This window comes from Streptomyces angustmyceticus, assembly GCF_019933235.1.
GTDB classification, from domain to species: Bacteria; Actinomycetota; Actinomycetes; order Streptomycetales; family Streptomycetaceae; genus Streptomyces; species Streptomyces angustmyceticus.
In genome coordinates, this window is the sequence record NZ_CP082945.1 from 5,586,557 (window position 1) to 5,609,078 (window position 22,522).

Here is a 22,522-nt window from a genome sequence, read left to right on the forward strand (position 1 = left end):
AGCGCGATGCGTAACTTTCACAAAAACGTGAAGACTCGGAATCCCGGCCGCCACCTGCCCCGGCCGCGACCTGCCCGGCTGTGGTCCACCCCCGGCCGTGGTCCACCCCCCGGCCGCGGTCCTACCCCGGCGTCGCCGCCGCGGCCGCCGTGCGGCGCTCGCTCAGCGGGACCCCCGTGACGGCCGTCAGCACCACCGCCGCGTTCTCCAGGGCCAGCAGTCCGTGCCGTTCGCGCGGGAGCATGGCGACCTGACCGGCCTTCAGCTCCGGGCCGCCGCCCTGCCCGGTCAGCCGGACCCGGCCGTGCAGGACGTGCAGGCTCGCGGCCGGGGGAGTGTTGTGCTCGTCCAGCTCGGTGCCCGCGGTCAGGGCGATCACGGCCTGCCGCAGCGGGCCGTCGTGCAGGAAGAGGTGGGCGCTGCGTCCGTGCGCGGAGGTCATGGCCTCGTCGAGCAGGTGACGGGCGAGTGCATCGAGATCGTCCATGAGGCCGGCCTTTCGCGTGCGGACGCGGCGGAGCTTCCTTTCCATCGTTGCCGGTGCGCCCGGGGACGCAACCGGGGAGCGCGCCCGCGGGCCGGGAGCCGGCCCGCGAAGGGGGCGGCGTCCGGGTGCATACCGGTGCCGGGGCGGGCCGGTCCCTTACGGGATGATCATCTCGGTCCGTACGATGCGGAGCGGTTCCGCGGCCGCCGAGCGCGCCTGCTCGCCCGGCGCGGGCCCCTGTCCCGTCTGTCCCGATCCCTCCCGACCCCCACCGCGAAGGATGCACCTGTGACCGACCCGACCGACCCGACCCCACCGCCCGGCTCCACCGGGCAGCCGGACGCCCGGTTCCTGACCGTCATGACGACCGTCGACAGCGAAACCAGGGCCGCCGGCCTGGCGCGCGGCGCGATCGAGCGGAGACTCGCCGCCTGCGCGCAGATCAGCGCCCCGGTGACCTCGGTCTACCGCTGGGACGACGCGATAGAGACCGGCCAGGAGTGGCAGGTGCTCTTCAAGACGACCCGGGCGCGCTACGAGGCCCTGGAGACCTACCTCCTGCAAGCGCACGACTACGACACCCCCGAGATCATCGCCACGCCGGTCACCCACGGGGGCGCCGGCTACCTGTCCTGGGTCGCGAAGGAGACGAGCTGACGTGGAACGCAACACCACTGGGCGCGGCACGACGACGCGGCACGCGCAGAAGCGGCCGGCCCGGCGGCGCTGGATCGCGGCCGGGTCCGCGGTGGCCGGTGCGGCGGTGTGCCTGAGCCTCGCCTCCGTGGGCCACGCCGCCCCGGACACCCCGCACGCGGCGGCGCACCGCGACCGGCCGAGCCCCGCCCCCCACCCCGACACCAACTGGACCAGCCGGGACGCCGCCGCCTACTGGACGCCCGACCGGATGGCGGCCGCCGCACCGGCCGACCCCGAACGCGGCCCCTCGGACCGGGCCGCCGCCGCGCCCGGGACCAAGGCCGCCCCCGCCGCCAAGTCCGCCGCCACCGCACGGCACTTCGACGGCATCCCGTCCGTGGGCGTGCTGTTCTCCGTCGACGGGGACGCCCGCGCGCACCACTGCACCGCCAGCGTGGTGCACAGCCCGCACGGCAACCTGATCCTGACCGCCGGGCACTGCAATCCCGGCACCCGGGCCGCGTTCGTACCGCAGTATCGTTCCGGCACCGACAAGCAGCCGTACGGGGTGTGGGCGATCGAGGACAGCTTCGCCTACCCCGGCCGCGGCACCACCGGCGCCGGGGCGGACCTCGACTTCGCCTTCGCCACCGTCGCCCCCGGCGAGGACGGCCAGACCGTCGAGGAGGTCACCGGCGGCAACACCCTCTCCCCGACGCCCGGTTACACCAATGACGTCACCGTCGTCGGCTACCCGAAGGTCCACAACGACCCCGAGGACCGGGCCGTACGCTGCGCCACCCGCACCAGCCGGCTGTCCGGCACCCGTGAACTGCGCATGGAGTGCGGCGGGTTCTACGGCGGCACCTCCGGCAGCCCCTGGCTGACCGACTTCGACGAGGAGAGCGGGACCGGCCACGTCATCGGCGTGATCGGCGGCCTCAACGGCGGCGGCCCCAAGGGCCCGGACAACGACCGGATCTCCTACAGCCCGTACTTCGGGGAGAAGGTCCTCGATCTCTACGCCCGGGCGTCCCAGGAGTAGCCGGCGCCTGCCGCGAGGGGTGGCGGGGCCGCTAGCGCAGCGCCTCCGCCACCCCCTTCTCGTGCGGCCCGAGGAAGTGCGGATCGGGCCGCAGCAGCGCGTCCGCCGCCGCCTTCGAGGCCGCGAAGATCTCCCGGACACCGCCGTACGCCCAGGTCACATCGTGCTTCGCGGCCACCCCGACGCCGTAGGAGTCGACCCCGGCCGCCGAGCACAGTGCCAGCGCGCGCCGGATGTGGAAGCCCTGGCTGACCAGCACCGCCCGGTCCACGCCGAAGACCCGGTGCGCGCGGCTGCAGGAGTCCCAGGTGTCGAAGCCCGCGTAGTCGCTGACGATCCTGCGGCCCGGGACGCCGTGCCGCAGCAGATAGGCGCGCATCGCGTCCGGCTCGTCGTAGTCGTGGCGGCTGTTGTCGCCGGTGACCAGGACCGCGCGGACGGTGCCCCGCTCGTACAGCGCGGCGGCCGCGTCCAGCCGGTGGGCGAGGTACGGCGAGGGCGCGCCGTTCCACAGGCCCGCGCCGAACACGATGGCGACCGGCGCGGCCGGGGCGTCGGCGACGCCGCGCACCCGGGGGCCCGCGGTCGCGTTCATCCAGGTCGCGGGCGCCAGCGCGAGCACCGTCAGGGCCACGACGGCCTGGAAGGCGCGGCGCCCGCCCCGCCGGGTCCGGGGCAGCCGTATCCGGCGCACCCCGTTCACCGCGCGCCGCCATGCCCGCCGCACCGGCCCCGGTACCCGCCCTGGCATCCGTGCCCCCGTTCCCGGCCACGCCGGTCGTGACCGCTCTCGCAGGCTGCGACGCCCACCGCGCCGTGATGGTTGCGGCGGCGGCCTGGCATCGTGGCAGAGGGAGCACCCGGCCCGGAGAGGACGCACGCCATGACCACCGAGCCCGAGCGGCTGCCGTTCTTCGTCTACGGAACGCTGCGCCCCGGCGAGGCCAACCACGCCTGGGCCCTGCGCGGCCGCACGGCGGCCGAGGAACCGGCGCACATCGGCGGCGCGTTGCTCTACGACGGGCCCGGGTACCCGTACGCGACCCGGGGCCCCGCCGGGGCGGTGGTCCACGGCACCCTCGTCCGGCCCCGCGACAGCGACTACGACGAGGTCCGCGCGACCCTGGACCGGCTGGAGGACTACGCCCCCGGGGACCCGCGGAACGTCTACGAGCGGGTGTGCACCGAGGCCGTGTGCGCGGACGGCAGGACCGTACGGGCCTGGGTCTACCTGGCCGCCGACCGCCTCGCCGCGCGGTTGCGCGCCACCGGCACCCCCATCGAGGGCGGCGACTGGCCGGCGTCGCGGGCCGCGGCCGGCTGACCGCGCCCGCCGCCGGGACGAACTCGCGCGCGGCCGCCCAGGGGCGCCGCCGCGGCACCGGCCACCGGCCCCGATAGCCTGGCGGCTCCTCACCGGACGGGCCCCTTCCGGTTCACCGGCGAGGCCCCGTACCCGCCGTCCGCAACCCTTCCCGTACCGCAGAACCCTTCCCGTACCGCAGAACAGGTGTGACCCGCGTGGCTTCCTCCCCGTCCTCCCCGTCCTCCCCGTCCTCCCCTTCCGCCGCAACCGCCCCGCTGCCCAAGGCGGAGCTGCATCTGCACATCGAGGGCACCCTGGAGCCCGAGCTGGCTTTCGCGCTCGCCGCACGCAACGGCGTCACGCTGCCGTACGCCACCGAGGACGAGCTGCGCCGCGCCTACTCCTTCACCGACCTGCAGTCCTTCCTGAACCTCTACTACGCGCTGATGGCCGTGCTGCGCACCGAGGACGACTTCGCCGACCTGGCCCACGCCTACCTCGCCCGCGCGAAGGAGCAGGGCGTCCGGCACGCCGAGATCTTCTTCGACCCGCAGGCGCACACCGCGCGCGGCGTCCCGATCGGCACCGTCATCGACGGCCTGGCCCGCGCCCTCGACAGCGCCCGGGAGATCTACGGCATCAGCACCCGCCTGATCATGTGCTTCCTGCGCGACGAGAGCGCCGAATCCGCCCTGGCGACGTTCGAGGCGGCCCGCCCGCACCTCGACAAGATCACCGCCGTCGGCCTGGACTCCGCCGAGGTGGGCCACCCGCCGTCGAAGTTCGCCGAGGTCTTCGCGCTGGCCCGGGAGGCCGGCCTCAAGTGCGTGGCGCACGCGGGCGAGGAGGGGCCGCCGGCCTACGTGTGGGAGGCCCTGGACGTCCTCGGCGTGGACCGGATCGACCACGGGGTGCGCTCCCTGGAGGACGAGCGCCTGGTGGCACGCCTGGTCGCCGACCAGGTGCCGCTCACCGTCTGCCCGCTGTCCAACGTCCGCCTGCGGGTCATCGACGACCTCGCCGACCACCCGCTGCCCGCCATGCTGGACGCCGGACTGCTGGTGACCGTCAACTCCGACGACCCGGCCTACTTCGGCGGCTACGCGGACGACAACTTCACCGCCGTCCGCGACGCCCTCGGCCTCGACCCCGAGACGCTGCGCACCCTCGCCCGCAACTCCTTCCGCGCCTCCTTCCTCGACGAGGCGGACCGCGCCGCGTACCTGCGGGAGGTCGACGCGCACGGGGCGTAGGGCGCGGCGCGGGCCGGAAGCAGAGGGCAGGCACTCGGGGCGGGCTCCCCCGTCCGCCCCGTCCGCCGGTCCTCTCCGCCCGCCCTGTCCGCGCCGCCGGGCCCGGTGGCAGCCGGAGGGAACACGGAGTTCGCCGCGGGGAAACGGCACCGCAACGAGCCGCTGCCAGGCTCACCGCATGACGGCGCCGATACCGCACCCGCCCTCCGCGTTCCCCGGCCCCCTCGGCGCGGGAGACCTCGCCGCCGAGATCAGCGCACAGCTCGGCACCCGGCTCGGCCGGGTCCGGCTGCACGGCTTCCACCGCCCGGCGCCGCCGCCCCCCACCCTCGTCGCCGTGGCCCACGGCAGCCGCGACCCCCGGGCCCTGCCCGCCGTCCGGGCCCTGCTCGACCGGGTCCGCGCGCTGCGCCCCGGTCTGCCGGTACGGCTCGGGCACATCGAGCTGAACGGCCCGCTGCTCGCCGACACCCTCGCCGGGCTGGACGGCGCGGCCGTCCTCGTCCCGCTGCTCTTCGGTCGGGGCCACCACGTCACCCACGACCTGCCCGCCGCGCTGCGCGGCGCACCCCACCTGACCGGCCGGGTCGCCGGACCCCTCGGGCCGCACGCCCTCCTCGCCGAGGCGCTGCACGGCCGCCTCCTGGAAGCCGGATTCCCCGACGCCCCCGGCCCGCGCGGCGCCGTCGTCCTGGCCGCCGCCGGCTCCCGCTCCCCGCGTTCCGCCCGGGACACCGAGCACACCGCCCGGCTGCTCTCCGACCGGCTCGGCGGCACCCCCGTCCTGCCCGCCTACGCCTCCGCCGCGGACCCCACCGTCCCCGACGCGGTCGCCGCGCTGCGCGACCGCGGCCACGACCGCATCGCCGTGGCCTCCTGCTTCACCGCCCCCGGACACTTCGCCACCCGGTGCGCGGCCGCCGCCCCCGGGCCCGCCGCCGCACCCCTGGGCGACCACCCCGCCCTGGCCCGTCTCGTGCTGCACCGCTACGACCAGGCGCTCCTCACGCGTACCGGATCCGACCCGGAGAGCGCCGAGGCGGCTACCGTCGCGGTATGACGGGCACACCACCGACCATCCCCGGCTACACCACGGCCGACACCGAGCGCTGGGTCCCCGAGCCCGACAAACGGCCCGGACGCACCGCCTTCCAGCGCGACCGCGCCCGGGTGCTGCACTCCGCCGCGCTGCGCCGGCTGGCCGGCAAGACCCAGGTCGTCACCCCGGGCGCGCACACCCCCGCCTGGGACGCCAGCCCGCGCACCCGCCTGACCCACTCCCTGGAGTGCGCCCAGGTCGGCCGGGAACTCGGCGCCGCCCTCGGCTGCGACCCGGACCTGGTCGAGACCGCCTGCCTGGCGCACGACCTCGGCCACCCGCCCTTCGGGCACAACGGCGAGCAGACGCTCAACGACGTCGCCGCGCCCTGCGGCGGCTTCGAGGGAAACGCCCAGTCCCTGCGGCTGCTGGCCCGTCTGGAGCCCAAGCGGTTCGTGCCCGCCCCGGACGGCTCGGCGGTCAGCGTCGGCCTGAACCTCAGCCGCGCCGCCCTCGACGCGGCCACCAAGTACCCCTGGACGCGCGGCGCGCATCCCACCGACCCCGGATCGCCGAAGTTCGGCGTCTACGAGGACGACCTGCCGGTCTTCGACTGGTTCCGGCAGGACGCGCCCGACGGGGCGCGGAGCTTCGAGGCGCAGGTCATGGACTGGTCCGACGACGTGGCGTACTCGGTGCACGACGTCGAGGACGGGCTGCACGCCGGACACCTCGACCCCAACCTCCTGCTCGCCGACGCCGAACGCGCCGAGATCTTCGCGGTCGCCGGTGAGCGCTACGCGCCCGGCGCCGGCGCCGAGGAGCTGGCCGCGGCGCTGGACCGCCTGCTGGAGCAGGAGTGGTGGCCGCACGGCTACGACGGCTCCGCGCTCGCCCAGGCCCGGCTGAAGGACGCCACCAGCCAGCTGATCGGCCGTTTCTGTCTCGCGGCGGAGAGCGCGACCCGGGCCCGCTGGGGCACCGGGCGGCTCACCCGCTACGCGGCGGAGCTGGTGGTTCCGGCCGAAACCCGGCTGGAATGCGCCGTCTTGAAAGCGGTCGCCGACCGGTACGTCATGCAGCGTCCCGACCAGGAAGCGCTCCGCGCCGACCAGCGCGTCGTCATCGCCGAACTGGCCGACACGCTGCTCGCCCGCGCCCCCGACGGCCTTGACCCGCAGTTCCGTTCACTGTTCGACGCGGCCTCCGACGACACCGCACGCATGCGCGCCGTCATCGACCAGATCGCCGCCCTGACCGACACCTCGGCCCGTTCTCTGCACGCCCGTCTCACCCGACACCCTGGTCACAGCACGGACGACCGAGGGTGACCCTAGGGGGAAGCCCCTCTTCCCCCCTCACGCTCCGTGCGGGACGCTCGAACCCGACCGTTCTCGAACGGAGCACCCTGACAACAGCGCACACAGCACCCTGACCACAGCGCACGGGACACCCGTGCACCGGGGAACGGAACCCCGACGGCACCGAGCACATCCATCGGGGAGACGACGGGGGGACACCGGGGGGCGTTTACGGACGCGGACGCGGACGTACGGCACCGCAACGAGGAGGAAGCAAGTGGTCGACGCACACCAGACGTTCGTCATCGTCGGGGGTGGCCTGGCCGGCGCGAAGGCCGCGGAGACGCTCCGCGCGGAGGGCTTCACCGGCCGGGTGATCCTCATCTGTGACGAGCGCGACCACCCGTACGAGCGCCCCCCGCTCTCCAAGGGGTTCCTGCTCGGCAAGGAAGAGCGCGACAGCGTGTTCGTCCACGAGCCCGCCTGGTACGCCCAGGCCCACATCGAGCTGCACCTCGGCCAGCCCGCCGTCCGCCTCGACCCCGAGGGCAGAACCGTCCGCCTCGGCGACGGCACCCTGATCGCCTACGACAAGCTGCTGCTGGCCACCGGCGCCGAGCCGCGGCGCCTGGACATCCCCGGCACCGGCCTGGCCGGCGTGCACCACCTGCGCCGCCTCGCCCACGCCGAACGGCTGCGCGGCGTCCTGGCCTCCCTCGGCCGCGACAACGGCCACCTCGTGATCGCCGGCGCCGGCTGGATCGGCCTGGAGGTCGCCGCGGCGGCCCGCTCCTACGGCGCCGAGGTGACCGTCGTCGAGCCCGCCCCGACCCCGCTGCACGGCATCCTGGGCCCCGAACTCGGCGGCCTGTTCACCGACCTGCACCGCGAACACGGCGTGCGCTTCCACTTCGGCGCCCGCTTCACCGAGATCGTCGGACAGGACGGCATGGTGCTCGCCGTGCGCACCGACGACGGCGAGGAGCACCCCGCCCACGACGTGCTCGCCGCGATCGGCGCCGCCCCGCGCACCGCGCTCGCCGAACAGGCCGGGCTGGACCTCGCCGCCCCGGAGACCGGCGGCGGCGTGGCCGTCGACGCGGCGCTGCGCACCTCCGACCCCTACATCTACGCCGCCGGTGACGTCGCCGCCGCCGACCACCCCCTGCTGGACACCCGGCTGCGGGTCGAGCACTGGGCCAACGCCCTCAACGGCGGCCCGGCCGCCGCCCGCGCCATGCTCGGCCAGGACATCAGCTACGACCGCGTCCCGTACTTCTTCTCCGACCAGTACGACGTCGGCATGGAGTACTCCGGCTACGCCCCGCCCGGCTCCTACGCCCAGGTCGTCTGCCGCGGCGATGTCGCCAAGCGGGAGTTCATCGCCTTCTGGCTGGCGGCGGACGGCCGGCTGCTCGCCGGCATGAACGTCAACGTCTGGGACGTCGCCGAATCCATCCAGCAACTGATCCGCTCCGGTGCCCCGTTGGAGCCCGCCGCGCTGGCCGATCCGGAGGTTCCGCTGGCGGCACTGCTCCCGTAGCGTGCGCCCATGACGCCAAGCCCCACCGGCCCCACCGGCTCCGGCAGCACCGACGTCCCGGCCGTCACCCTCGACGACGTCCGGGACGCCGCCCGGCGGCTGGCGGGCGTGGCCCACCGCACCCCGGTCCTGCGCTCCCGCACGCTCGACGCGCTGGTCGGCGCCGAGGTCCACCTCAAGTGCGAGAACTTCCAGCGGATCGGCGCCTTCAAGTTCCGCGGCGCCTACAACGCCCTCTCCCGGCTCTCCCCGCGGCAGCTGGCCCGCGGGGTCGCCGCCTACTCCTCCGGCAACCACGCCCAGGCCGTCGCGCTGGCCGCCCGGGAGCTGGGCAGCCGTGCCGTCATCGTGATGCCCGAGGACACCCCGCGGTCCAAGTGGGACGCCACCGCCGGATACGGCGCCGAGATCGTCCCCTACGACCGCTACACCGGCGACCGGGTCGCGATCGGCCGCCGGCTCGCCGAGGAACGCGGCCTCGCCCTGATCCCGCCCTACGAGCATCCGCACATCATCGCCGGCCAGGGCACCACCGCCCTGGAGCTGATCGAGGAGACCGGCCCGCTCGACGCCCTGCTGGTCCCGGTCGGCGGGGGCGGGCTGATGGCCGGCGCGGCCACCGCCGCCACCGCGCTGGTCCCCGGCATCCGGATGATCGGCGTCGAGCCGGAGGCCGGCGACGACACCGCCCGCTCGCTCGCCGCCGGCCACCGCGTCACCGTCCCCGTGCCGCGCACCATCGCCGACGGCCAGGCCGCCGAGACCCCCGGCGAGCTGACCTTCGCCATCAACCGCCGGCTGCTCGACTCGGTCGTCCTGGTCAGCGACGACGAGATCCGCGCGGCCATGCGGCTGGCCTTCGAACGCCTCAAGATCGTCACCGAACCCAGCGGCGCCACCGCCCTCGCCGCCCTCCTCGCCGGACGCGTCACCCCCCTGCCGCCCCGCATCGGCGTGATCATCTCGGGCGGCAACGTGGGGGTGGAACGGTTCGTGGAGCTGATGGGGTAGGCGGGGCGGCGGTGGCCCGGGGAAGCCGTCGGCGTTCGCGGGCGGCTCGCGGCCGGACGTGTCCGACCCCGGCCGTAGAATTCACGCGTGGCAGGACGGATCAACGATGACGATGTGAAGGCGGTGCGGGACGCGGTCCCGATCGACGCCGTCGTGTCCGAGTATCTCCAGCTCCGCAACGCCGGCGGCGGCAACCTCAAGGGCCTGTGCCCCTTCCACGACGAGAAGTCCCCGTCCTTCCACGTCAGCCCGGCCAAGGGGCTCTACCACTGCTTCGGCTGCCAGGAGGGCGGCGACACCGTCGACTTCATCATGAAGCTCGACCACCTCTCCTTCGCCGAGACCATCGAGCGGCTCGCCTCCCAGGCCGGCATCACCCTGCGCTACGAGGAGGGCGGCTACACCCCCGGCCGCCAGCAGGGCGAGCGCACCCGCCTGGTGGAGGCCCACAAGGCCGCCGCCCAGTTCTACGTCGAGCAGCTCGACAGCCCCGAGGCCGAGATCGCCCGCGCGTTCCTCGCCGAGCGCGGCTTCGACCAGGCCGCCGCCCAGCACTTCGGCGTCGGCTACAGCCCGGCCGGCTGGGACCACCTCACCCGCTTCCTGCGCGGCCGCCGCTTCAGCGACCAGGAACTGGTCCTCTCCGGCCTCGCCCAGGAGGGCCGCCGCGGCCCCATCGACCGCTTCCGCGGCCGCCTGATGTGGCCGATCCGCGACATCGCCGGCGAGGTCGTCGGCTTCGGCGCCCGCAAGCTCCGCGACGACGACAACGGCCCCAAGTACCTCAACACCCCCGAGACCCCCATCTACCGCAAGTCCCAGGTCCTCTACGGCATCGACCTCGCCAAGAAGGAGATCGCCAAGACCAACCGCGCGGTCGTCGTCGAGGGCTACACCGATGTCATGGCCTGCCACCTCGCCGGTGTCACCACCGCCATCGCCACCTGCGGCACGTCCTTCGGCGAGGGCCACATCAAGATCCTCCGCCGGCTGCTGATGGACAACGCCGGCTCCGAGGTGGTCTTCACCTTCGACGGCGACGCCGCGGGCCAGAAGGCGGCCCTGCGCGCCTTCGAGGACGACCAGAAGTTCGCCGCCGAGACCTCCATCGCCATCACCCCCGGCGGAATGGACCCCTGCGACCTGCGGCTCGCCAAGGGCGACGCGGCCGTCGCCGACCTCGTCGAGGCCCGCACCCCGCTCTTCGAGTTCGCGCTGCGCCATGTCGTCTCCCGGCACAACCTCGACACCACCGTCGGCCGCGCCGCCGCCCTCGACGAGGCCGCCCCCATCGTCGCGAACATCAAGAACAGCTCGATCCAGCACGAGTCCGCCGTCCAGCTCGCCGGCATGCTCGGCATCCTGGACACCCAGTTCGTGGTCAAGCGCGTCAGCCAGCTCGCCCGCTGGGCCCGTGAGCGCGGCCGTGACGGCGGCCCCGACCAGGGCCGTCAGCAGCGCCGCGGCCGGCCCCCCGCCGCCGAGCAGGCCCGCCCCGCGCCCGGCCCGCGCGGCCCGGCGCTCAACCTCCGCAGCCCCGCCCACCGCGTCGAGCGAGAGCTGCTCAAGCTCGCGCTGCAGCGCCCCGACCTGGTCTCCCCGGCCTTCGACGCGTACGGCGCCGACGAGTTCACCGCCCCGCCCTACGCGGTGGTCCGCCAGTGCATCGAGGAGGCCGGCGGCGCCACGGCCGGCGCCAACGACAGCGCGTACGTCCCCCGGGTGCGGGAGGCCGCCCCGGACGACACCGTCCGCGCCATGGTCACCGAACTCGCCGTCGAACCGCTGCACACCCGCCGCGACCCCGACGAGGCCTACGCCGGCGTCCAGTTGGTCGCCGTCCGCCTCGCCGCCGTCAACCACCGCGTCACGGAGATCCGCGGCACCCTCCAGCGCCTCGGCCCCCGCGCCGACCCCGCGCACCTCGCCGCCGTGCAGAACGAACTCTGGGTCCTCCAGCAGTACGGCCAGTCGCTCCGCGAACGCGGCTACGCCGCCCTGTAGGAGATCTCCCGGGGCCTTTCGGGGTTCTTCGGGGGCCTTCGGAGGTCTCCGAGGGCCTCTTAGCGCCTCCGGACACTCCCCGCGGTAGCCGTCCGGTCACGGACCGGACTCAAAAAGTGGTCGCACGCCCCTCGTGGCGGGACTGTGTCGTACTCCACACTGAGGAGCGGTGCCTGAGTCCTCGGAGCGCGGCGGGCCCGGACGCCCCGCACCGGAATCCCCCGCGGAACCGCTCTTGACGGGACGGACGGCGGCTCGGCCGCAACCGTGCCCGACCTTTCTGCCGCCTCAGCAGCGATCACCCTGGAGGTCGCCCCCGTGCAGACCCAGACCCTCGCCGACGCGCCGCCCGCAGCAGAGCCGGTCACGGAGCCTGATCCGGAACCGGATGCGGAACCGGACCCCGATCCGCTCACCGTGCCGCAGCAGGCCGACCCGCCCGCCGCCGAGATGATCGTCGAGGAGATCATTCCGGAGCGGGCACCGCGCCCCGAGACGGGCAGCCCCTCCTCCGACCTCTTCCGCCAGTACCTCCGCGAGATCGGCCGCATCCCGCTGCTCACCGCCGCCGAGGAGGTCGAGCTCGCCCGCCGCGTCGAGGCAGGTCTCTTCGCCGAGGAGAAGCTCGCCAACACCCCCGACCTCTCCTCTCAACTTGCCTTTGACCTCGACCAGTTGGTGGTGCTGGGCCGGATGGCCAAACGCCGCCTGATCGAGGCCAATCTGCGCCTGGTGGTCTCGGTCGCCAAGCGCTACGTCGGCCGCGGCCTGACCATGCTCGACCTCGTCCAGGAGGGAAACCTCGGACTGATCCGCGCGGTCGAGAAGTTCGACTACGCCCGCGGCTACAAGTTCTCCACCTACGCCACCTGGTGGATCCGTCAGGCCATGTCCCGCGCCCTCGCCGACCAGGCCCGCACCATCCGCGTCCCGGTCCATGTCGTCGAGCTGATCAACCGCGTGGTGCGGGTCCAGCGCCGGATGCTCCAGGAACGCGGCTACGAGCCGACGCCCGAGGAGGTCGCCGCCCACCTCGACCTGACCGGGGAACGCGTCAGCGAGGTCCTGCGGCTGGCCCAGGAACCGGTCTCGCTGCACGCCCCCGTCGGCGAGGAGGAGGACGTCGCCCTCGGCGACCTCATCGAGGACGGCGACGCCACCTCACCCGTCGAGTCTGCCGCGTTCCTGCTGCTCCGCGAGCACCTCGACGCGGTCCTGTCCACCCTCGGCGAACGCGAACGCAAGGTCGTCCAGCTCCGCTACGGCCTCGCCGACGGCCGCCCCCGCACCCTGGAGGAGATCGGCCGGATCTTCGGCGTCACCCGCGAACGCATACGGCAGATCGAGTCCAAGACCCTCAACAAACTCCGCGACCACGCCTTCGCCGACCAGCTCCGCGGCTACCTCGACTGAGGCCGGCGGGACGCGGGGCGGGCCGGGCCACCGGGCGGATGGGCCAACGAGCACGCGTCCCCGCACCGCACCCCGACGGCTCCGACCACCCCGACGGCTCCGGTCACCCCGACCGCTGGAACGCCCCGGGATGGATCTCGTCGCGCACCGTCGTGTACTGCTGGCGCACGGCCTGGCCGACCGGCAGCTCCTCGCCCGGCTCGAAGACCTGGCTCGCGGCGGCCGGCCACTGCGGCGGATCGACCCATGCGGCTCCGCCGCCCGCGCCGGACTCCGCGCCCGGGGCCGGGGTGAGCGTGCCGTGCGCCACACCCCACGCCCAGGCCGCCTGCCGCGCCGCGCCCAGCGCGGCGTAGTCGGCCGGCTGCGGCACCACGACCGGCACCCCGAACAGCCCCGGCGCCACCGTCTGCACGGCGCCCAGCTCGGCGGCCGCGCCCAGCAGGAACACCCGGCGCACCGCCACGCCCCGCCCGCGCAGCACGTCCAGCGCGTCCGCGAGCCCGCAGAGCATGCCCTCCACGGCCGCCCGCGCCATGTGCTCCGGCTTCATGCTCTCCCGCCGCATCCCGTGCAACGACCCGGCGGTGTGCGGCAGATGCGGCGTCCGCTCACCCTCCAGGTACGGCAACAGCACCATGCCGTACGCGCCGGGCGACGACTTCAGCGCCAGCTCGGACAGCCCCTCCAGGTCCGTCCCCAGCATCTCCGCCGCGCCGCGCAGCACCCGCACGGCGTTGCTGGTGTGCACCACCGGGAGATGCCGGCCGGTCGCGTCGGCGAACGAGGTGATCGTGCCCGTCGGGTCCGCCAGTGCCTCGTGGTGGATGCCGAACACCGACCCCGAGGCGCCCAGCGACACCACGGCGTCGCCGACGCCGACGCCGAGCCCGAACGCGGCGGCCATCGTCTCGCCCGTCCCGGCGGAGATCAGCAACCCCTCAGGGGTGAAGCCGGCCGTCCCCGACGGGCTCAGCACCTCCGGCAGCCGCACCTGATGGCCCAGCGCCAGCTCCACCAGATCCGGCCGGTACGTCTCGGTCGCCGCCGACCAGAAGCCGGTCGCCGAGGCCCCGCCGCGGTCCGTCGTACGCCGCGCGGGGCGCCCCAGCAGCTGCCACGCCAGCCAGTCGTGCGGCTGCATGATCTCCGCGATCCGGGCCGCGTGCGCCGGCTCCGTACGCGCCAGCCAGCGCATCTTCGTGATGGCGTGGGTCGCCTGGGGCACCGCGCCGACGGCCTGCGCCCACGCGCTGCGCCCGCCCAGCGAGTCGATCAGGTCCGCGGCGGCGCTCTGCGCCCGCTTGTCGTTGCCCACCAGCGCCGGGCGGACGAGGTTGCCCTCGACGTCCAGCGGGATCAGACCGTGCGGCTGCGCGGAGACGCCGATCGCCTGCACCCCTTCGAGCAGCCCGCGGCCCGCCGCCTCGCCGAGTGACATCAGCCACGCCTGCGGGTCGACCTCGGGCCCCTTCTCGACCGGGTGCGGTGCGTACCCCTGCCTGACGACGGCACCCGTGTCGGCATCGCAGACGACGATCCGTGTGCTCTCGGACGAACTGTCCAATCCGGCGACTATCCCCATGGACCCAGATGATGCCCCATACGACGCATAGGAGCAGCCTCAGGGTTTCCCCCGGGTACGGCCGGCTCAGGTGTTGCTCGTGCCCCAGTCGTCCTCGTCGGGGGAGCGCCGCTCGCGCAGTGAGCGGACCCGGTCGCCGACCGAGCCGGGCAGCCGGTCGCCGACCTTCGCCGACACCGTCCCGAGCGCCTTCGACGCCGCCTCGCGCCCGGTCAGCGCGGCGGACTCCGCGGTGTTCCGGACCGCCGGGTTCTGCGTGATCCGCTGGGCGGTCTTGCGGAGCTGCTCGTACCGTTCCCGGCCTGCCCGTGTGCCGAGCACATACCCCGTGGCCAGTCCCGCGATGAACGTGAGCCGGTAGCGCATTGCTCCACCCTTCCTGTCGTCGGACCCCTCCGGTGCCGGTACGCACCCGAGTGTCTGGCTGTCTCGCGCGCCTACCCTCCGGGGCCGGAGATCACCCGAGGTGACCTGAGGCGATACCGATTGGCGGAGCACCCCCCTGCTTGCGCTAATGTATGTGTCGCAGCGAACGCGCGCCGTCCGGAGCCCCGGACAGCAGTGCATTCGAGGCACACAGAGCAATCCCCTGTAGCTCAATTGGCAGAGCAGCCGGCTGTTAACCGGCAGGTTACTGGTTCGAGTCCAGTCGGGGGAGCTCGGTCCCCTGTAGCTCAATTGGCAGAGCATTCGGCTGTTAACCGGAGGGTTACTGGTTCGAGTCCAGTCGGGGGAGCAGAGAGAAGAGGACCCCGGAAGGGGTCCTTTTTCTTGTGCCGTGGAACCGAACGACCCGTGATCGAAGTCCTCTTGGGCGTGCGTGGTCGCCGGACGGCAGCCCTCACGGGCAACAGATCGTATGAGCGGCTATGCTGCGGCAGACGGCGCGCACAAATGTGCGCGACGCGCCGTGGGGGGCGGTAGCTCAGCCGGTTAGAGCAGCGGACTCATAATCCGTCGGCCGTGGGTTCGAGTCCCACCCGCCCCACCGCACGGCATCCAGGTGACCTGCGGGAACCTCCCTCCGGGGAGGTCCCGCAGAGCCGCAACCCCGCACAGGCCCCACGGGCCCTCGTGCGAGACCTTCCCGGCTTCGCCCACGGCCACCCCGCGCATGCGCGAAGACCCCTCACACGCCGTGCGCCGCCGGCCGCCGGTCCGCACGGGCAGCCGGCACCGCGAGACCTCCGCCGACGAGAACGCGGCGACGCCCTGGTGAACGTGACGGGTTGGCCGTGGTGGGGTGAGCGATGGACCCGCTTGGCCGGTTGGCCCCGGGGCGGATGCCTCGGGCCGGGAAAGCGCGTCGATATGACGGTCCGTGAAGCGGAAAGTCCGCTGCCCCGGTGTGAGGCACCGGGGCAGCGGACTTCTCGGCGTGGTGCCGGTGGGACGAGTCCGCGCCGGGGGAAACGGTCAGCGGCTGTAGATGGCCATGATCGTCTCGCTGTCGTCGCACCACACCTCGTGGTAGCCGTTCGCCTGGGCCTGGGGGAGTTCGGCCGCTTCGCACGCCGCCTTCGACGGGTACTTCAGGGCGCCGACGGGGACCCAGCCGTCGCCGGGCGGCGGGGCGGCGGAGGCGGTGGTGGCGGTCAGGGGAATCGCGACCGCTGCGGCGCTGACCGCGAGACCGACACCGACACGGGTACGCCACGACTTCATGGTCTTCTCCTTGCTTGTCATTGCTGCTCCGGGCTGGTCCCGCTCGGAGGTGTGCTCGGCCCCTGTCCAGGGCCGGTACCGAGGCCCCTCGGCCGAGGGGGCCGGCCGACGGGGACGATGAAGGCGGACGGGTGAGTGGGCCGGGTGGGCGGTTACGCGTGGGCGCTGATCACGCCGCCGGCGCTGAGCACGATGTAGATGCCGTTGGCGTCGACACCGGTGTCCTGCTGGTTCGCCTCCAGCGTGGCGGCCACGCCGTCGTGGCCGATGATCTGCGCGCGGTACCGGGCGTCGCCGGTCTTCGTGACCTTGGCCGTCCAGCCGCCCGCGAGCTTGAAGGTGCCCGGGCCCTGGTGCCCGCCGCCCATCCAGGAGTGGACCTGGCCGTCCAGCGTGAGCGTGACGAACATGTCGTTGGCGTCGAGCCCGGCGTCGCCCTTGTTCGTCTCCATCGTGGCCAGGACCGAACCGCGGGCGACGATCTTGGCGCGGTAGTGCTGGTCGCCGAGCTTGGAGATCTCGGCCGTGCTGATGCCGTCCGCCAGGCGCTGGGTGCGGACCGAGGACGCCGCCTTGGTGCCGGTCTCGGCGGCGGAGCCCGCCTTGGCGTGGGTGCTCTGCAGCCCGGACCAGCCCGCGGCGCTGGAGTCGGCGGCGGCCGCGCTCTTGTCGGTGTGGGCCGCGGGCTTCGTGCCGGCGGCGTCCGCGCCGGAGCAGGCGGTCAGGGTGAGGCCGGCGGCGGCGACCAGGGCCGCGGCGGCAACGCGCAGGGTGCGGCGGCGAGCGGTGCGGACGGTGGTGCTGGAGCTCATGTCGGTCCCCCCAGGACTTCGGTTCGATGTCTCCTCGGTACGTCACCCACTCTGCTCGGGGCCGCTATCGCGAAGCTGCCGCTCCGCTAACGTCCGGCTAACCCCCGTGTGAGCAGGGGAAAGAAGGCCAAGGAGGCCCAGGGGAGACCGGAGCCGGGTCGCGCCGGATGGGTGGGGTTGGGCCTCTTGGGTCCGAGGATGTGCCGTCTGCCGGCGGGCGTGGTCATCTGGTCGTCCAGGCCCCGTCCGGCCGTCAGGAGTGCCGGGCGGGAAGGGCAGGTGATGACGATGGAGCTGTTTCCGCCGATCCCGTATGCCGAGTGGCGGGACACCAAAGAGACGCTCCATCGGTTCGCGCAGATCGTGGGGAAGATCCGGCTCGCGGCCAGTGCCCGGCGCAACCACTGGTGGAACGTGCCGTTCCATCTGACCGGACGGGGCATCACCACCCGTCCCATGGGGCAGCTCGACGGGAACCCGATCTTCACGATCGACTTCGACTTCGTCGGGCACCAGCTCGTCGTCGCGACGCTGGACGGCCGGGCGGTGTCCTTCCCGCTCGCCGGACGGTCGGTGGCGTCCTTCCACGGCGCGGTCATGGAGGCGCTGGCCGCGCTGGGCGTCCGGGTGCGGCTGGCGATCCCGCGGCCGTTCGATCTGCCCGACGCCGGGCGGCCGTTCGCCGAGGACACCGAGCACGCGACCTATGACGCGGGGCACGCCCGCCGCTACTGGCAGGTGCTGAGCCAGGTGGCGTCGGTGCTGGAGGAGTTCGCCGCGGACTATTCGGGGAAGGTCAGCCCGGTGCACCACTTCTGGCACACCTTCGACATCGCGCACACCCGGTTCTCCGACCGGCGCGTGGACCAGCCCGGACAGATCGATCCGGTGACCCGGGAGGCGTACTCCCGGGAGGTCATCAGCTTCGGCTTCTGGTTCGGCGACGACTCCTTCGGCGCGCCCGCGTTCTACTCCTACACCGCTCCGGAGCCCGAGGGACTGGCCGACGAGCCGCTCCGGCCCGCGGCGGCGCAGTGGGCCGACCGGGGCGGCAGCCACTTGGCGGTGCTGCCCTACGACGAGGCCCGCACCGCGGCCGATCCCCGCGCGGCCGTGCTCGGCTTCTACGAGAGCGCGTACCAGGCCGGTGCCCGGCGTGCCGGGTGGGACAGCGAACGGCTGGCCTGTCCGGACGGGGTGACGGACCCGTATCTGCTGGCGAGGGCGGCGCGGGCCCGGTAGGTGGCCCGGGGGCTGCGAGCCCCGGCTGCGTAGGCGACCGGTGGCTTCCGTCAGACGGCCGGTGGGCGGACCGGGCCCGTTGGGTGACCGGTGAGCAGGCCGTCCCCGTGAGACGACCGGCAGCGGCCCAGCCCCCTCAGACGACCGGTGGGCGGCCCAGCCTCGTCATGTGCCATACCGTGTGCCAGCGCATCGGGCGGCGTCGTCCGCACGGGGTGCGTACTCCCTCGGCGAAGCCCGCCGCCCAGGCCCGCATGCCCGCGGCCGAGCGGCTGCGGGCGGCGGTCAGCAGAGCCCAGACGCCGAGGTAGAGCGGTACCAGAAGGGCGGGGAGGTGCCGCTTGGCCAGCCAGACGCGGTTCCTGGCGACCATGCGGTGGTAGACGGCGTGCCGGGTGGGGGAGGTGTACGGGTGCTGGAGCACCAGCTCCGGCGCGTAGCGGATGCGCCAGCCGCGGTCCAGGGCCCGCCAGGCGAGGTCGGTCTCCTCGTGCGCGTAGAAGAACTCGTCGGGCCAGCCGCCGATTTCGTCCAGCATCGGGACGGACAGCGAGTGGCCGCCGCCGAGGAAGGTGGTGACGAGGCCGCCGCGTGCCGGGTCGCCGACGCGCAGGCGGGGGACGTGCCGTCGCTGGGTGCGGCCCAGCTCGTCGGCCACGCGGAAGCTCACGACACCCAACTTCGGGTCACTGGTGTGCAGTTCGGCCAGCCGGCTGAAGACGTCGGGGCTGATCAGCAGGCCGTCGTCGTCCAGGTCGACCACCAGGTCGAGGTCCCCGAGCTTGCGCAGCTCGTCCAGCGCGACGTTCCGGCCGCCGGAGATGCCCAGGTTGTCGCTCAGCTCGACGCCCACGGCGCCGTGCGGCAGCGGGGGGAGCGGCGAGCCGTTTCCGATGACCACGATGTGGGCCGGCGGGAGGTCCTGCTTGGCGACCGAGTCCAGCAGCGCCTGCAGTTCGGCGGGACGGTTTCCCATGGTCAAGATGGCGACGCCTACGCGCAGATGACGCACAGAAGAAGCTCCGTTCTTGGCGGTCCTTTCGCGATGCTAGCCGCCGGGGGAGGCCGTTGCGCGCTACGGCACCTCCCCGGCGACATCCCGGCCGGGCGCCCGCGGGGGAGCCGGATTTCCCGCGCCCCGGGGAGGGCGGTACGGGGCATGGGCCGGTGGCGAGCCCCCGGACTGTCCGCCTCCCTGTCTCCCCACCTCCTCGCCCGCCCGCCCGGAAGCTCGTCCGCCCGGACGCCCGGACGCGGTGGCCGGGCGCTCCGGCGCGGCGCACCATGGAAGGACCAGGGGGGACGCAAGGATGGCCAGGGGGGTGGATGGAGGAAGCCCTCATGATGGAAGTCAAGACGGTCGACAAGCCGGATGAACGGCGCGACTTTCCCCGAGGCCACCTCGAAGCCCTGCACCTGACCGGACTGGACTTCGCCGTGGCCACCTTCGAGCCCGGCTGGCACTGGACGGAGTCGGTGGGGCCGATCGTCGGCACCGAGAGCTGCGAGGTCCACCACAACTGCTACATGGTCCAGGGCCGGATGCGGATCAAGATGAACGACGGCGCGGAGTCCGAGGTGGGGCCCGGCGACGTGTTCGTCATTCCGCCCGGTCACGACGCCTGGGTCGTGGGGGACGAGCAGGTCGTCCTGTACGACTTCGCGGGCGGTATGGCGACCGACTACGCCAAGGCGAAGAGCTGAGTGCGGCGCATGGTGCGCTTCGGGGCGGCCGTGGGGGGCGAGGTCCCCGGGGCGCGCCGGAAGGGCGGGAGCGGAGGGGCGGAAGAGGGGGAGCGGAGGGGGGGAGATCAGAGGGGCGCGGGGCGTCCTGGGTGCCGTGGTGGAGCCTGGTGGACGGCGTGGGGTTCGCCACGTTGATCGCGATGTCTAGGAACGCGATCGGTGGGCAGGGGTGCGGGACGGTCCGGCGTGCGGAATACGTCACGGGTTGTGCCCGTTACCGCAGCCGGAGACCGACTGGCAATCGTCGACAGACCGGAAGCAGGGAAACACGCATGAGCACCATCGAGCTCACCAAGGACAACTTCGACGAGATCGTCTCCGGCAACGACTTCGTCCTCATCGACTTCTGGGCCGAGTGGTGCGGGCCGTGCAAGCAGTTCGGCCCGGTCTTCGAGAAGTCCTCCGAGACGCACGACGACCTGGTCTTCGCCAAGGTCGACACGGAGGCGCAGCCCGAGCTGGCCCAGGCCCTCCAGATCCAGTCCATCCCGACCGTGATGATCGTCCGCGAGAACATCGCGGTCTTCGCCCAGCCGGGCGCGCTGCCCGCGGAGGCCCTGGAGGACGTCATCGGCCAGGCCCGCGCGCTGGACATGGACGAGGTCCGGGCGTCGGTCACCGAGGCCCAGCAGGGCGAGCAGGCCCAGGCCGCCGAGCAGGGACAGCAGGCGCAGGGCTCGTGAGCGACCTCCTTCTGGTCCGGCACGGCGAGACCGAGTGGAGCCGGGACGGCAGGCACACCAGCTGGACCGACCTGCCGCTGACCGCCGACGGTGAGGAGCAGGCCCGCGCACTGCGGCCGCTGCTGTCGGACCGGAAGATCGGGCAGGTGTACGCCAGCCCGATGCGGCGGGCGCTGCGCACCGCCGAGCTGGCGGGCCTCGCCCGCCCGGAGACCGACCCCGACCTGCGGGAATGGGACTACGGCGGCTACGAGGGCATCACCACCGCCGAGATCCACCGCAGCCGGCCCGGCTGGTACCTGTTCTCCGACGGCGTCGCCGAGGGGCCCGACGGGCATCCCGGTGAGTCGCCGGAGCAGGTCGGGGCGCGGGCCGACCGGGTACTGGCGCGGCTCACGCCCCGGCTGGCGGCCGACGAGGGGGATGTGGCGCTGGTGGGACACGCCCACTTCCTGCGGGTGCTGGCCGCCCGCCGGCTCGGACTGCCGCCCGGCGCCGGGGGGTTGTTCACGTTCGAGACCGGCGCGGTCGGCGTCCTGGGGACCGAGCACGACCGCCCCGCCGTGGTCGCCTGGAACGCGCGGAGTCTGTAGTCCTACGGGTCCATCGGATCGAGGTGCAGGGGCTGCACCTTGCCCTCGATCATGGCGCCGAGCCCCATGACGGCACAGATGTCGGGGCGGTCGGCGGTGTGCACCGGCATGGCCGTGGCCTGGTGGATCATCGGCTCCAGCCCGGGGATCAGCGCGCTGCCGCCCGCGAGCACGATGCCGCGCTCCCCGAGGTCGGCCACCAGGTCCGGCGGGCAGCGCCGCAGTACGGACCCGATGCCGTCGAGGATCGCGGTCAGCGGCGTGGTGATGGCGTCCCTGACCCGTTCGGTGTCGACGTGGACGGAGCGCGCCATCCCGCTGACCACGTCCCGGCCGTGCACCTCGGTGGAGCCGGGGGTCAGGCCGTCGCCGCCGGAGAGGATCATCTGCAGCGGCCGTACCGACTGGCCCGCCAGCATCAGCTCGTGGTGCAGCCGCAGGTGCTGGATCACCGCGTGGTCGATGGCGTTGCCGCCCACCGGCACGGTCTCCGCCGCCACGATCGAACCGAGCGAGAGCACCGCGACCTGCGTGGTGCCCGCGCCGCACACCACGATCATGGTCGCCTCGGGCTGCTCCACCGGCAGTCCGGAGCCCACCGCGGCGGCGACCAGGGTGTCGACCAGCTCCACCCGCCGCGCCCCCAGCCCGGTGAGCGTCTCCACGGCCGCCCGCTGGGCCAGCGGCTCGCTGCCGTACGGGAGGCAGACCGCGGCCCGGGTCGTGGGGCGGCGGCGCCAGGTCTTGCGCAGCCGTTCGCCGACCAGGGTGCGCAGCAGCCGCTGGGCCATGTCGATGTCGACGATGGTGCCGTTGGAGACCGGCCGCACCACCCGGATGTAGTCGGGGGTGCGCCCGTCCATCACCTCGGCCTGCGCGCCCACGGCCAGCAGTGCGCCGGTACGGGTGTTGATGGCGGCGACGGTCGGCTCATCGACCACCAGCCCCTGGTTCTTCACGTACACCCTGGTCCGGGCCGCTCCGAGGTCGACGGCGGCCGAGCACCGCCGCAATTGGGCGAGGCTGATGGTCATGGATGATTCCTCCCCGACGGGCCGGTATGGACGAATGCGCTCGTGCGGCCTGTTCGCAGGGACCGCTCGTGCGCCATCCTCCGGTCGCGCCCGGACGTCCGCCCGCTGGGAAGGTCCGCCC

The 22,522-nt window shown here is 73.6% G+C and carries 22 protein-coding genes and 3 tRNA genes; 17 read left to right on the forward strand and 8 right to left on the reverse strand.

Annotated features, from left to right (window positions below; translation table 11 throughout):
- Positions 1-121 precede the first annotated feature (121 nt).
- Positions 122-487 carry a cupin domain-containing protein gene (locus K7396_RS24925; RefSeq protein WP_086720263.1) on the reverse strand — a complete coding sequence of 122 codons (366 nt, stop codon included), beginning with the start codon at positions 485-487 and terminating at the stop codon, positions 122-124.
- 288 nt (positions 488-775) lie between these two features.
- On the opposite strand from K7396_RS24925, the gene cutA reads away from it, so the two are divergent.
- Positions 776-1,144 (forward strand): divalent-cation tolerance protein CutA, encoded by a 369-nt coding sequence (gene cutA / locus K7396_RS24930; protein WP_373866891.1) that lies wholly within the window; start codon positions 776-778, stop codon positions 1,142-1,144.
- Between the two features lies 1 nt (position 1,145).
- Positions 1,146-2,171 carry a trypsin-like serine peptidase gene (locus tag K7396_RS24935; RefSeq protein WP_174886867.1) on the forward strand — a complete coding sequence of 342 codons (1,026 nt, stop codon included), beginning with the start codon at positions 1,146-1,148 and terminating at the stop codon, positions 2,169-2,171.
- Positions 2,172-2,202: 31 nt separating this feature from the next.
- On the opposite strand, the gene K7396_RS24940 is transcribed toward K7396_RS24935, so the two are convergent.
- Entirely contained in the window at positions 2,203-2,922 is a 720-nt protein-coding gene (locus K7396_RS24940) for a SanA/YdcF family protein (RefSeq protein WP_373866890.1), read from the reverse strand.
- A 132-nt stretch (positions 2,923-3,054) separates the two neighbouring features.
- Here K7396_RS24940 and K7396_RS24945 point away from each other — a divergent pair, with 132 nt between their 5' ends.
- The 8 genes from K7396_RS24945 to K7396_RS24980 all read left to right on the forward strand — a co-directional run bounded on the left by K7396_RS24945 (position 3,055) and on the right by K7396_RS24980 (position 13,041).
- Complete coding sequence (locus K7396_RS24945; protein ID WP_086721895.1) at positions 3,055-3,495, forward strand: gamma-glutamylcyclotransferase family protein; 441 nt, start codon at positions 3,055-3,057, stop codon at positions 3,493-3,495.
- A 197-nt stretch (positions 3,496-3,692) separates the two neighbouring features.
- On the forward strand, positions 3,693-4,730 hold the full coding sequence (locus K7396_RS24950) for an adenosine deaminase (protein WP_223660193.1): 1,038 nt from the start codon (positions 3,693-3,695) through the stop codon (positions 4,728-4,730).
- A gap of 178 nt (positions 4,731-4,908) precedes the next feature.
- On the forward strand, positions 4,909-5,790 hold the full coding sequence (locus tag K7396_RS24955) for a sirohydrochlorin chelatase (protein WP_152104408.1): 882 nt from the start codon (positions 4,909-4,911) through the stop codon (positions 5,788-5,790).
- Positions 5,787-7,100: a deoxyguanosinetriphosphate triphosphohydrolase gene (locus tag K7396_RS24960; protein WP_152104407.1), complete on the forward strand. Its 1,314-nt coding sequence runs from the start codon at positions 5,787-5,789 to the stop codon at positions 7,098-7,100. Before K7396_RS24955 ends, K7396_RS24960 begins: the two co-directional genes overlap by 4 nt.
- Positions 7,101-7,347: 247 nt before the next feature.
- A complete protein-coding gene (locus K7396_RS24965; protein ID WP_086717674.1) occupies positions 7,348-8,613 on the forward strand; it encodes an NAD(P)/FAD-dependent oxidoreductase in 1,266 nt (421 codons plus the stop codon).
- Between the two features lie 9 nt (positions 8,614-8,622).
- The gene (locus K7396_RS24970) at positions 8,623-9,624 is read left to right on the forward strand and encodes a pyridoxal-phosphate dependent enzyme (RefSeq protein ID WP_086717676.1); all 1,002 of its coding nucleotides are present in this window, start codon (positions 8,623-8,625) and stop codon (positions 9,622-9,624) included.
- A gap of 87 nt (positions 9,625-9,711) precedes the next feature.
- Positions 9,712-11,628 carry a DNA primase gene (gene dnaG, locus K7396_RS24975; protein ID WP_086717678.1) on the forward strand — a complete coding sequence of 639 codons (1,917 nt, stop codon included), beginning with the start codon at positions 9,712-9,714 and terminating at the stop codon, positions 11,626-11,628.
- A 267-nt stretch (positions 11,629-11,895) separates the two neighbouring features.
- Positions 11,896-13,041 carry an RNA polymerase sigma factor gene (locus K7396_RS24980; RefSeq protein ID WP_223660194.1) on the forward strand — a complete coding sequence of 382 codons (1,146 nt, stop codon included), beginning with the start codon at positions 11,896-11,898 and terminating at the stop codon, positions 13,039-13,041.
- A 103-nt stretch (positions 13,042-13,144) separates the two neighbouring features.
- On the opposite strand, the gene K7396_RS24985 is transcribed toward K7396_RS24980, so the two are convergent.
- Entirely contained in the window at positions 13,145-14,626 is a 1,482-nt protein-coding gene (locus tag K7396_RS24985) for an FGGY family carbohydrate kinase (RefSeq protein ID WP_174886866.1), read from the reverse strand.
- A gap of 66 nt (positions 14,627-14,692) precedes the next feature.
- Entirely contained in the window at positions 14,693-14,992 is a 300-nt protein-coding gene (locus K7396_RS24990; RefSeq protein ID WP_086717682.1) for a hypothetical protein, read from the reverse strand.
- A gap of 219 nt (positions 14,993-15,211) precedes the next feature.
- Between K7396_RS24990 and K7396_RS24995 the strand changes: the two genes are divergently transcribed.
- The 3 genes from K7396_RS24995 to K7396_RS25005 all read left to right on the forward strand — a co-directional run bounded on the left by K7396_RS24995 (position 15,212) and on the right by K7396_RS25005 (position 15,614).
- Positions 15,212-15,284 (forward strand) — tRNA-Asn (locus K7396_RS24995).
- 5 nt (positions 15,285-15,289) lie between these two features.
- Positions 15,290-15,362 (forward strand) — tRNA-Asn (locus tag K7396_RS25000).
- A 178-nt stretch (positions 15,363-15,540) separates the two neighbouring features.
- A tRNA-Ile gene (locus K7396_RS25005) sits at positions 15,541-15,614 on the forward strand.
- Positions 15,615-16,042: 428 nt separating this feature from the next.
- Here K7396_RS25005 and K7396_RS25010 read toward each other — a convergent pair.
- Positions 16,043-16,291, reverse strand: a complete 249-nt coding sequence (locus K7396_RS25010) for a hypothetical protein (RefSeq protein WP_086717684.1) — start codon at positions 16,289-16,291, stop codon at positions 16,043-16,045.
- Between the two features lie 152 nt (positions 16,292-16,443).
- A complete protein-coding gene (locus K7396_RS25015) occupies positions 16,444-17,103 on the reverse strand; it encodes a hypothetical protein (RefSeq protein WP_086717686.1) in 660 nt (219 codons plus the stop codon).
- Between the two features lie 288 nt (positions 17,104-17,391).
- Between K7396_RS25015 and K7396_RS25020 the strand changes: the two genes are divergently transcribed.
- Complete coding sequence (locus K7396_RS25020) at positions 17,392-18,345, forward strand: DUF5996 family protein (RefSeq protein ID WP_086717690.1); 954 nt, start codon at positions 17,392-17,394, stop codon at positions 18,343-18,345.
- A gap of 136 nt (positions 18,346-18,481) precedes the next feature.
- On the opposite strand, the gene K7396_RS25025 is transcribed toward K7396_RS25020, so the two are convergent.
- A complete protein-coding gene (locus K7396_RS25025; protein WP_086717688.1) occupies positions 18,482-19,357 on the reverse strand; it encodes a glycosyltransferase family 2 protein in 876 nt (291 codons plus the stop codon).
- 329 nt (positions 19,358-19,686) lie between these two features.
- On the opposite strand from K7396_RS25025, the gene K7396_RS25030 reads away from it, so the two are divergent.
- From K7396_RS25030 to K7396_RS25040, 3 genes are all read left to right on the forward strand, one after another.
- Positions 19,687-20,049, forward strand: coding sequence for a cupin domain-containing protein (locus tag K7396_RS25030; protein WP_152104406.1), 363 nt, complete (start codon positions 19,687-19,689; stop codon positions 20,047-20,049).
- 314 nt (positions 20,050-20,363) lie between these two features.
- The gene (gene trxA / locus K7396_RS25035) at positions 20,364-20,774 is read left to right on the forward strand and encodes a thioredoxin (protein ID WP_152104405.1); all 411 of its coding nucleotides are present in this window, start codon (positions 20,364-20,366) and stop codon (positions 20,772-20,774) included.
- Complete coding sequence (locus K7396_RS25040) at positions 20,771-21,367, forward strand: histidine phosphatase family protein (protein WP_152104404.1); 597 nt, start codon at positions 20,771-20,773, stop codon at positions 21,365-21,367. The genes trxA and K7396_RS25040 overlap by 4 nt, the downstream gene beginning before the upstream one ends.
- Before the next feature lie 2 nt (positions 21,368-21,369).
- Here K7396_RS25040 and K7396_RS25045 read toward each other — a convergent pair whose 3' ends face one another.
- On the reverse strand, positions 21,370-22,401 hold the full coding sequence (locus K7396_RS25045; protein WP_152104403.1) for a rod shape-determining protein: 1,032 nt from the start codon (positions 22,399-22,401) through the stop codon (positions 21,370-21,372).
- Positions 22,402-22,522 lie beyond the last annotated feature (121 nt).

Excerpts from the sequence above, each read along its gene's own strand:
- K7396_RS24970 (WP_086717676.1), top strand. The coding sequence starts at position 8,623 with ATGACGCCAAGCCCCACCGGCCCCACCGGCTCCGGCAGCACCGACGTC.
- K7396_RS25015 (WP_086717686.1), bottom strand. The coding sequence starts at position 17,103 with ATGAGCTCCAGCACCACCGTCCGCACCGCTCGCCGCCGCACCCTGCGC.
- K7396_RS25020 (WP_086717690.1), top strand. The coding sequence starts at position 17,392 with ATGGAGCTGTTTCCGCCGATCCCGTATGCCGAGTGGCGGGACACCAAA.
- K7396_RS24985 (WP_174886866.1), bottom strand. The coding sequence starts at position 14,626 with ATGGGGATAGTCGCCGGATTGGACAGTTCGTCCGAGAGCACACGGATC.
- K7396_RS24945 (WP_086721895.1), top strand. The coding sequence starts at position 3,055 with ATGACCACCGAGCCCGAGCGGCTGCCGTTCTTCGTCTACGGAACGCTG.
- K7396_RS25030 (WP_152104406.1), top strand. The coding sequence starts at position 19,687 with ATGATGGAAGTCAAGACGGTCGACAAGCCGGATGAACGGCGCGACTTT.
- K7396_RS25010 (WP_086717684.1), bottom strand. The coding sequence starts at position 16,291 with ATGAAGTCGTGGCGTACCCGTGTCGGTGTCGGTCTCGCGGTCAGCGCC.
- K7396_RS24960 (WP_152104407.1), top strand. The coding sequence starts at position 5,787 with ATGACGGGCACACCACCGACCATCCCCGGCTACACCACGGCCGACACC.
- K7396_RS24955 (WP_152104408.1), top strand. The coding sequence starts at position 4,909 with ATGACGGCGCCGATACCGCACCCGCCCTCCGCGTTCCCCGGCCCCCTC.
- K7396_RS24925 (WP_086720263.1), bottom strand. The coding sequence starts at position 487 with ATGGACGATCTCGATGCACTCGCCCGTCACCTGCTCGACGAGGCCATG.
- K7396_RS25045 (WP_152104403.1), bottom strand. The coding sequence starts at position 22,401 with ATGACCATCAGCCTCGCCCAATTGCGGCGGTGCTCGGCCGCCGTCGAC.
- K7396_RS24940 (WP_373866890.1), bottom strand. The coding sequence starts at position 2,922 with ATGCCAGGGCGGGTACCGGGGCCGGTGCGGCGGGCATGGCGGCGCGCG.
- K7396_RS24990 (WP_086717682.1), bottom strand. The coding sequence starts at position 14,992 with ATGCGCTACCGGCTCACGTTCATCGCGGGACTGGCCACGGGGTATGTG.
- trxA (WP_152104405.1), top strand. The coding sequence starts at position 20,364 with ATGAGCACCATCGAGCTCACCAAGGACAACTTCGACGAGATCGTCTCC.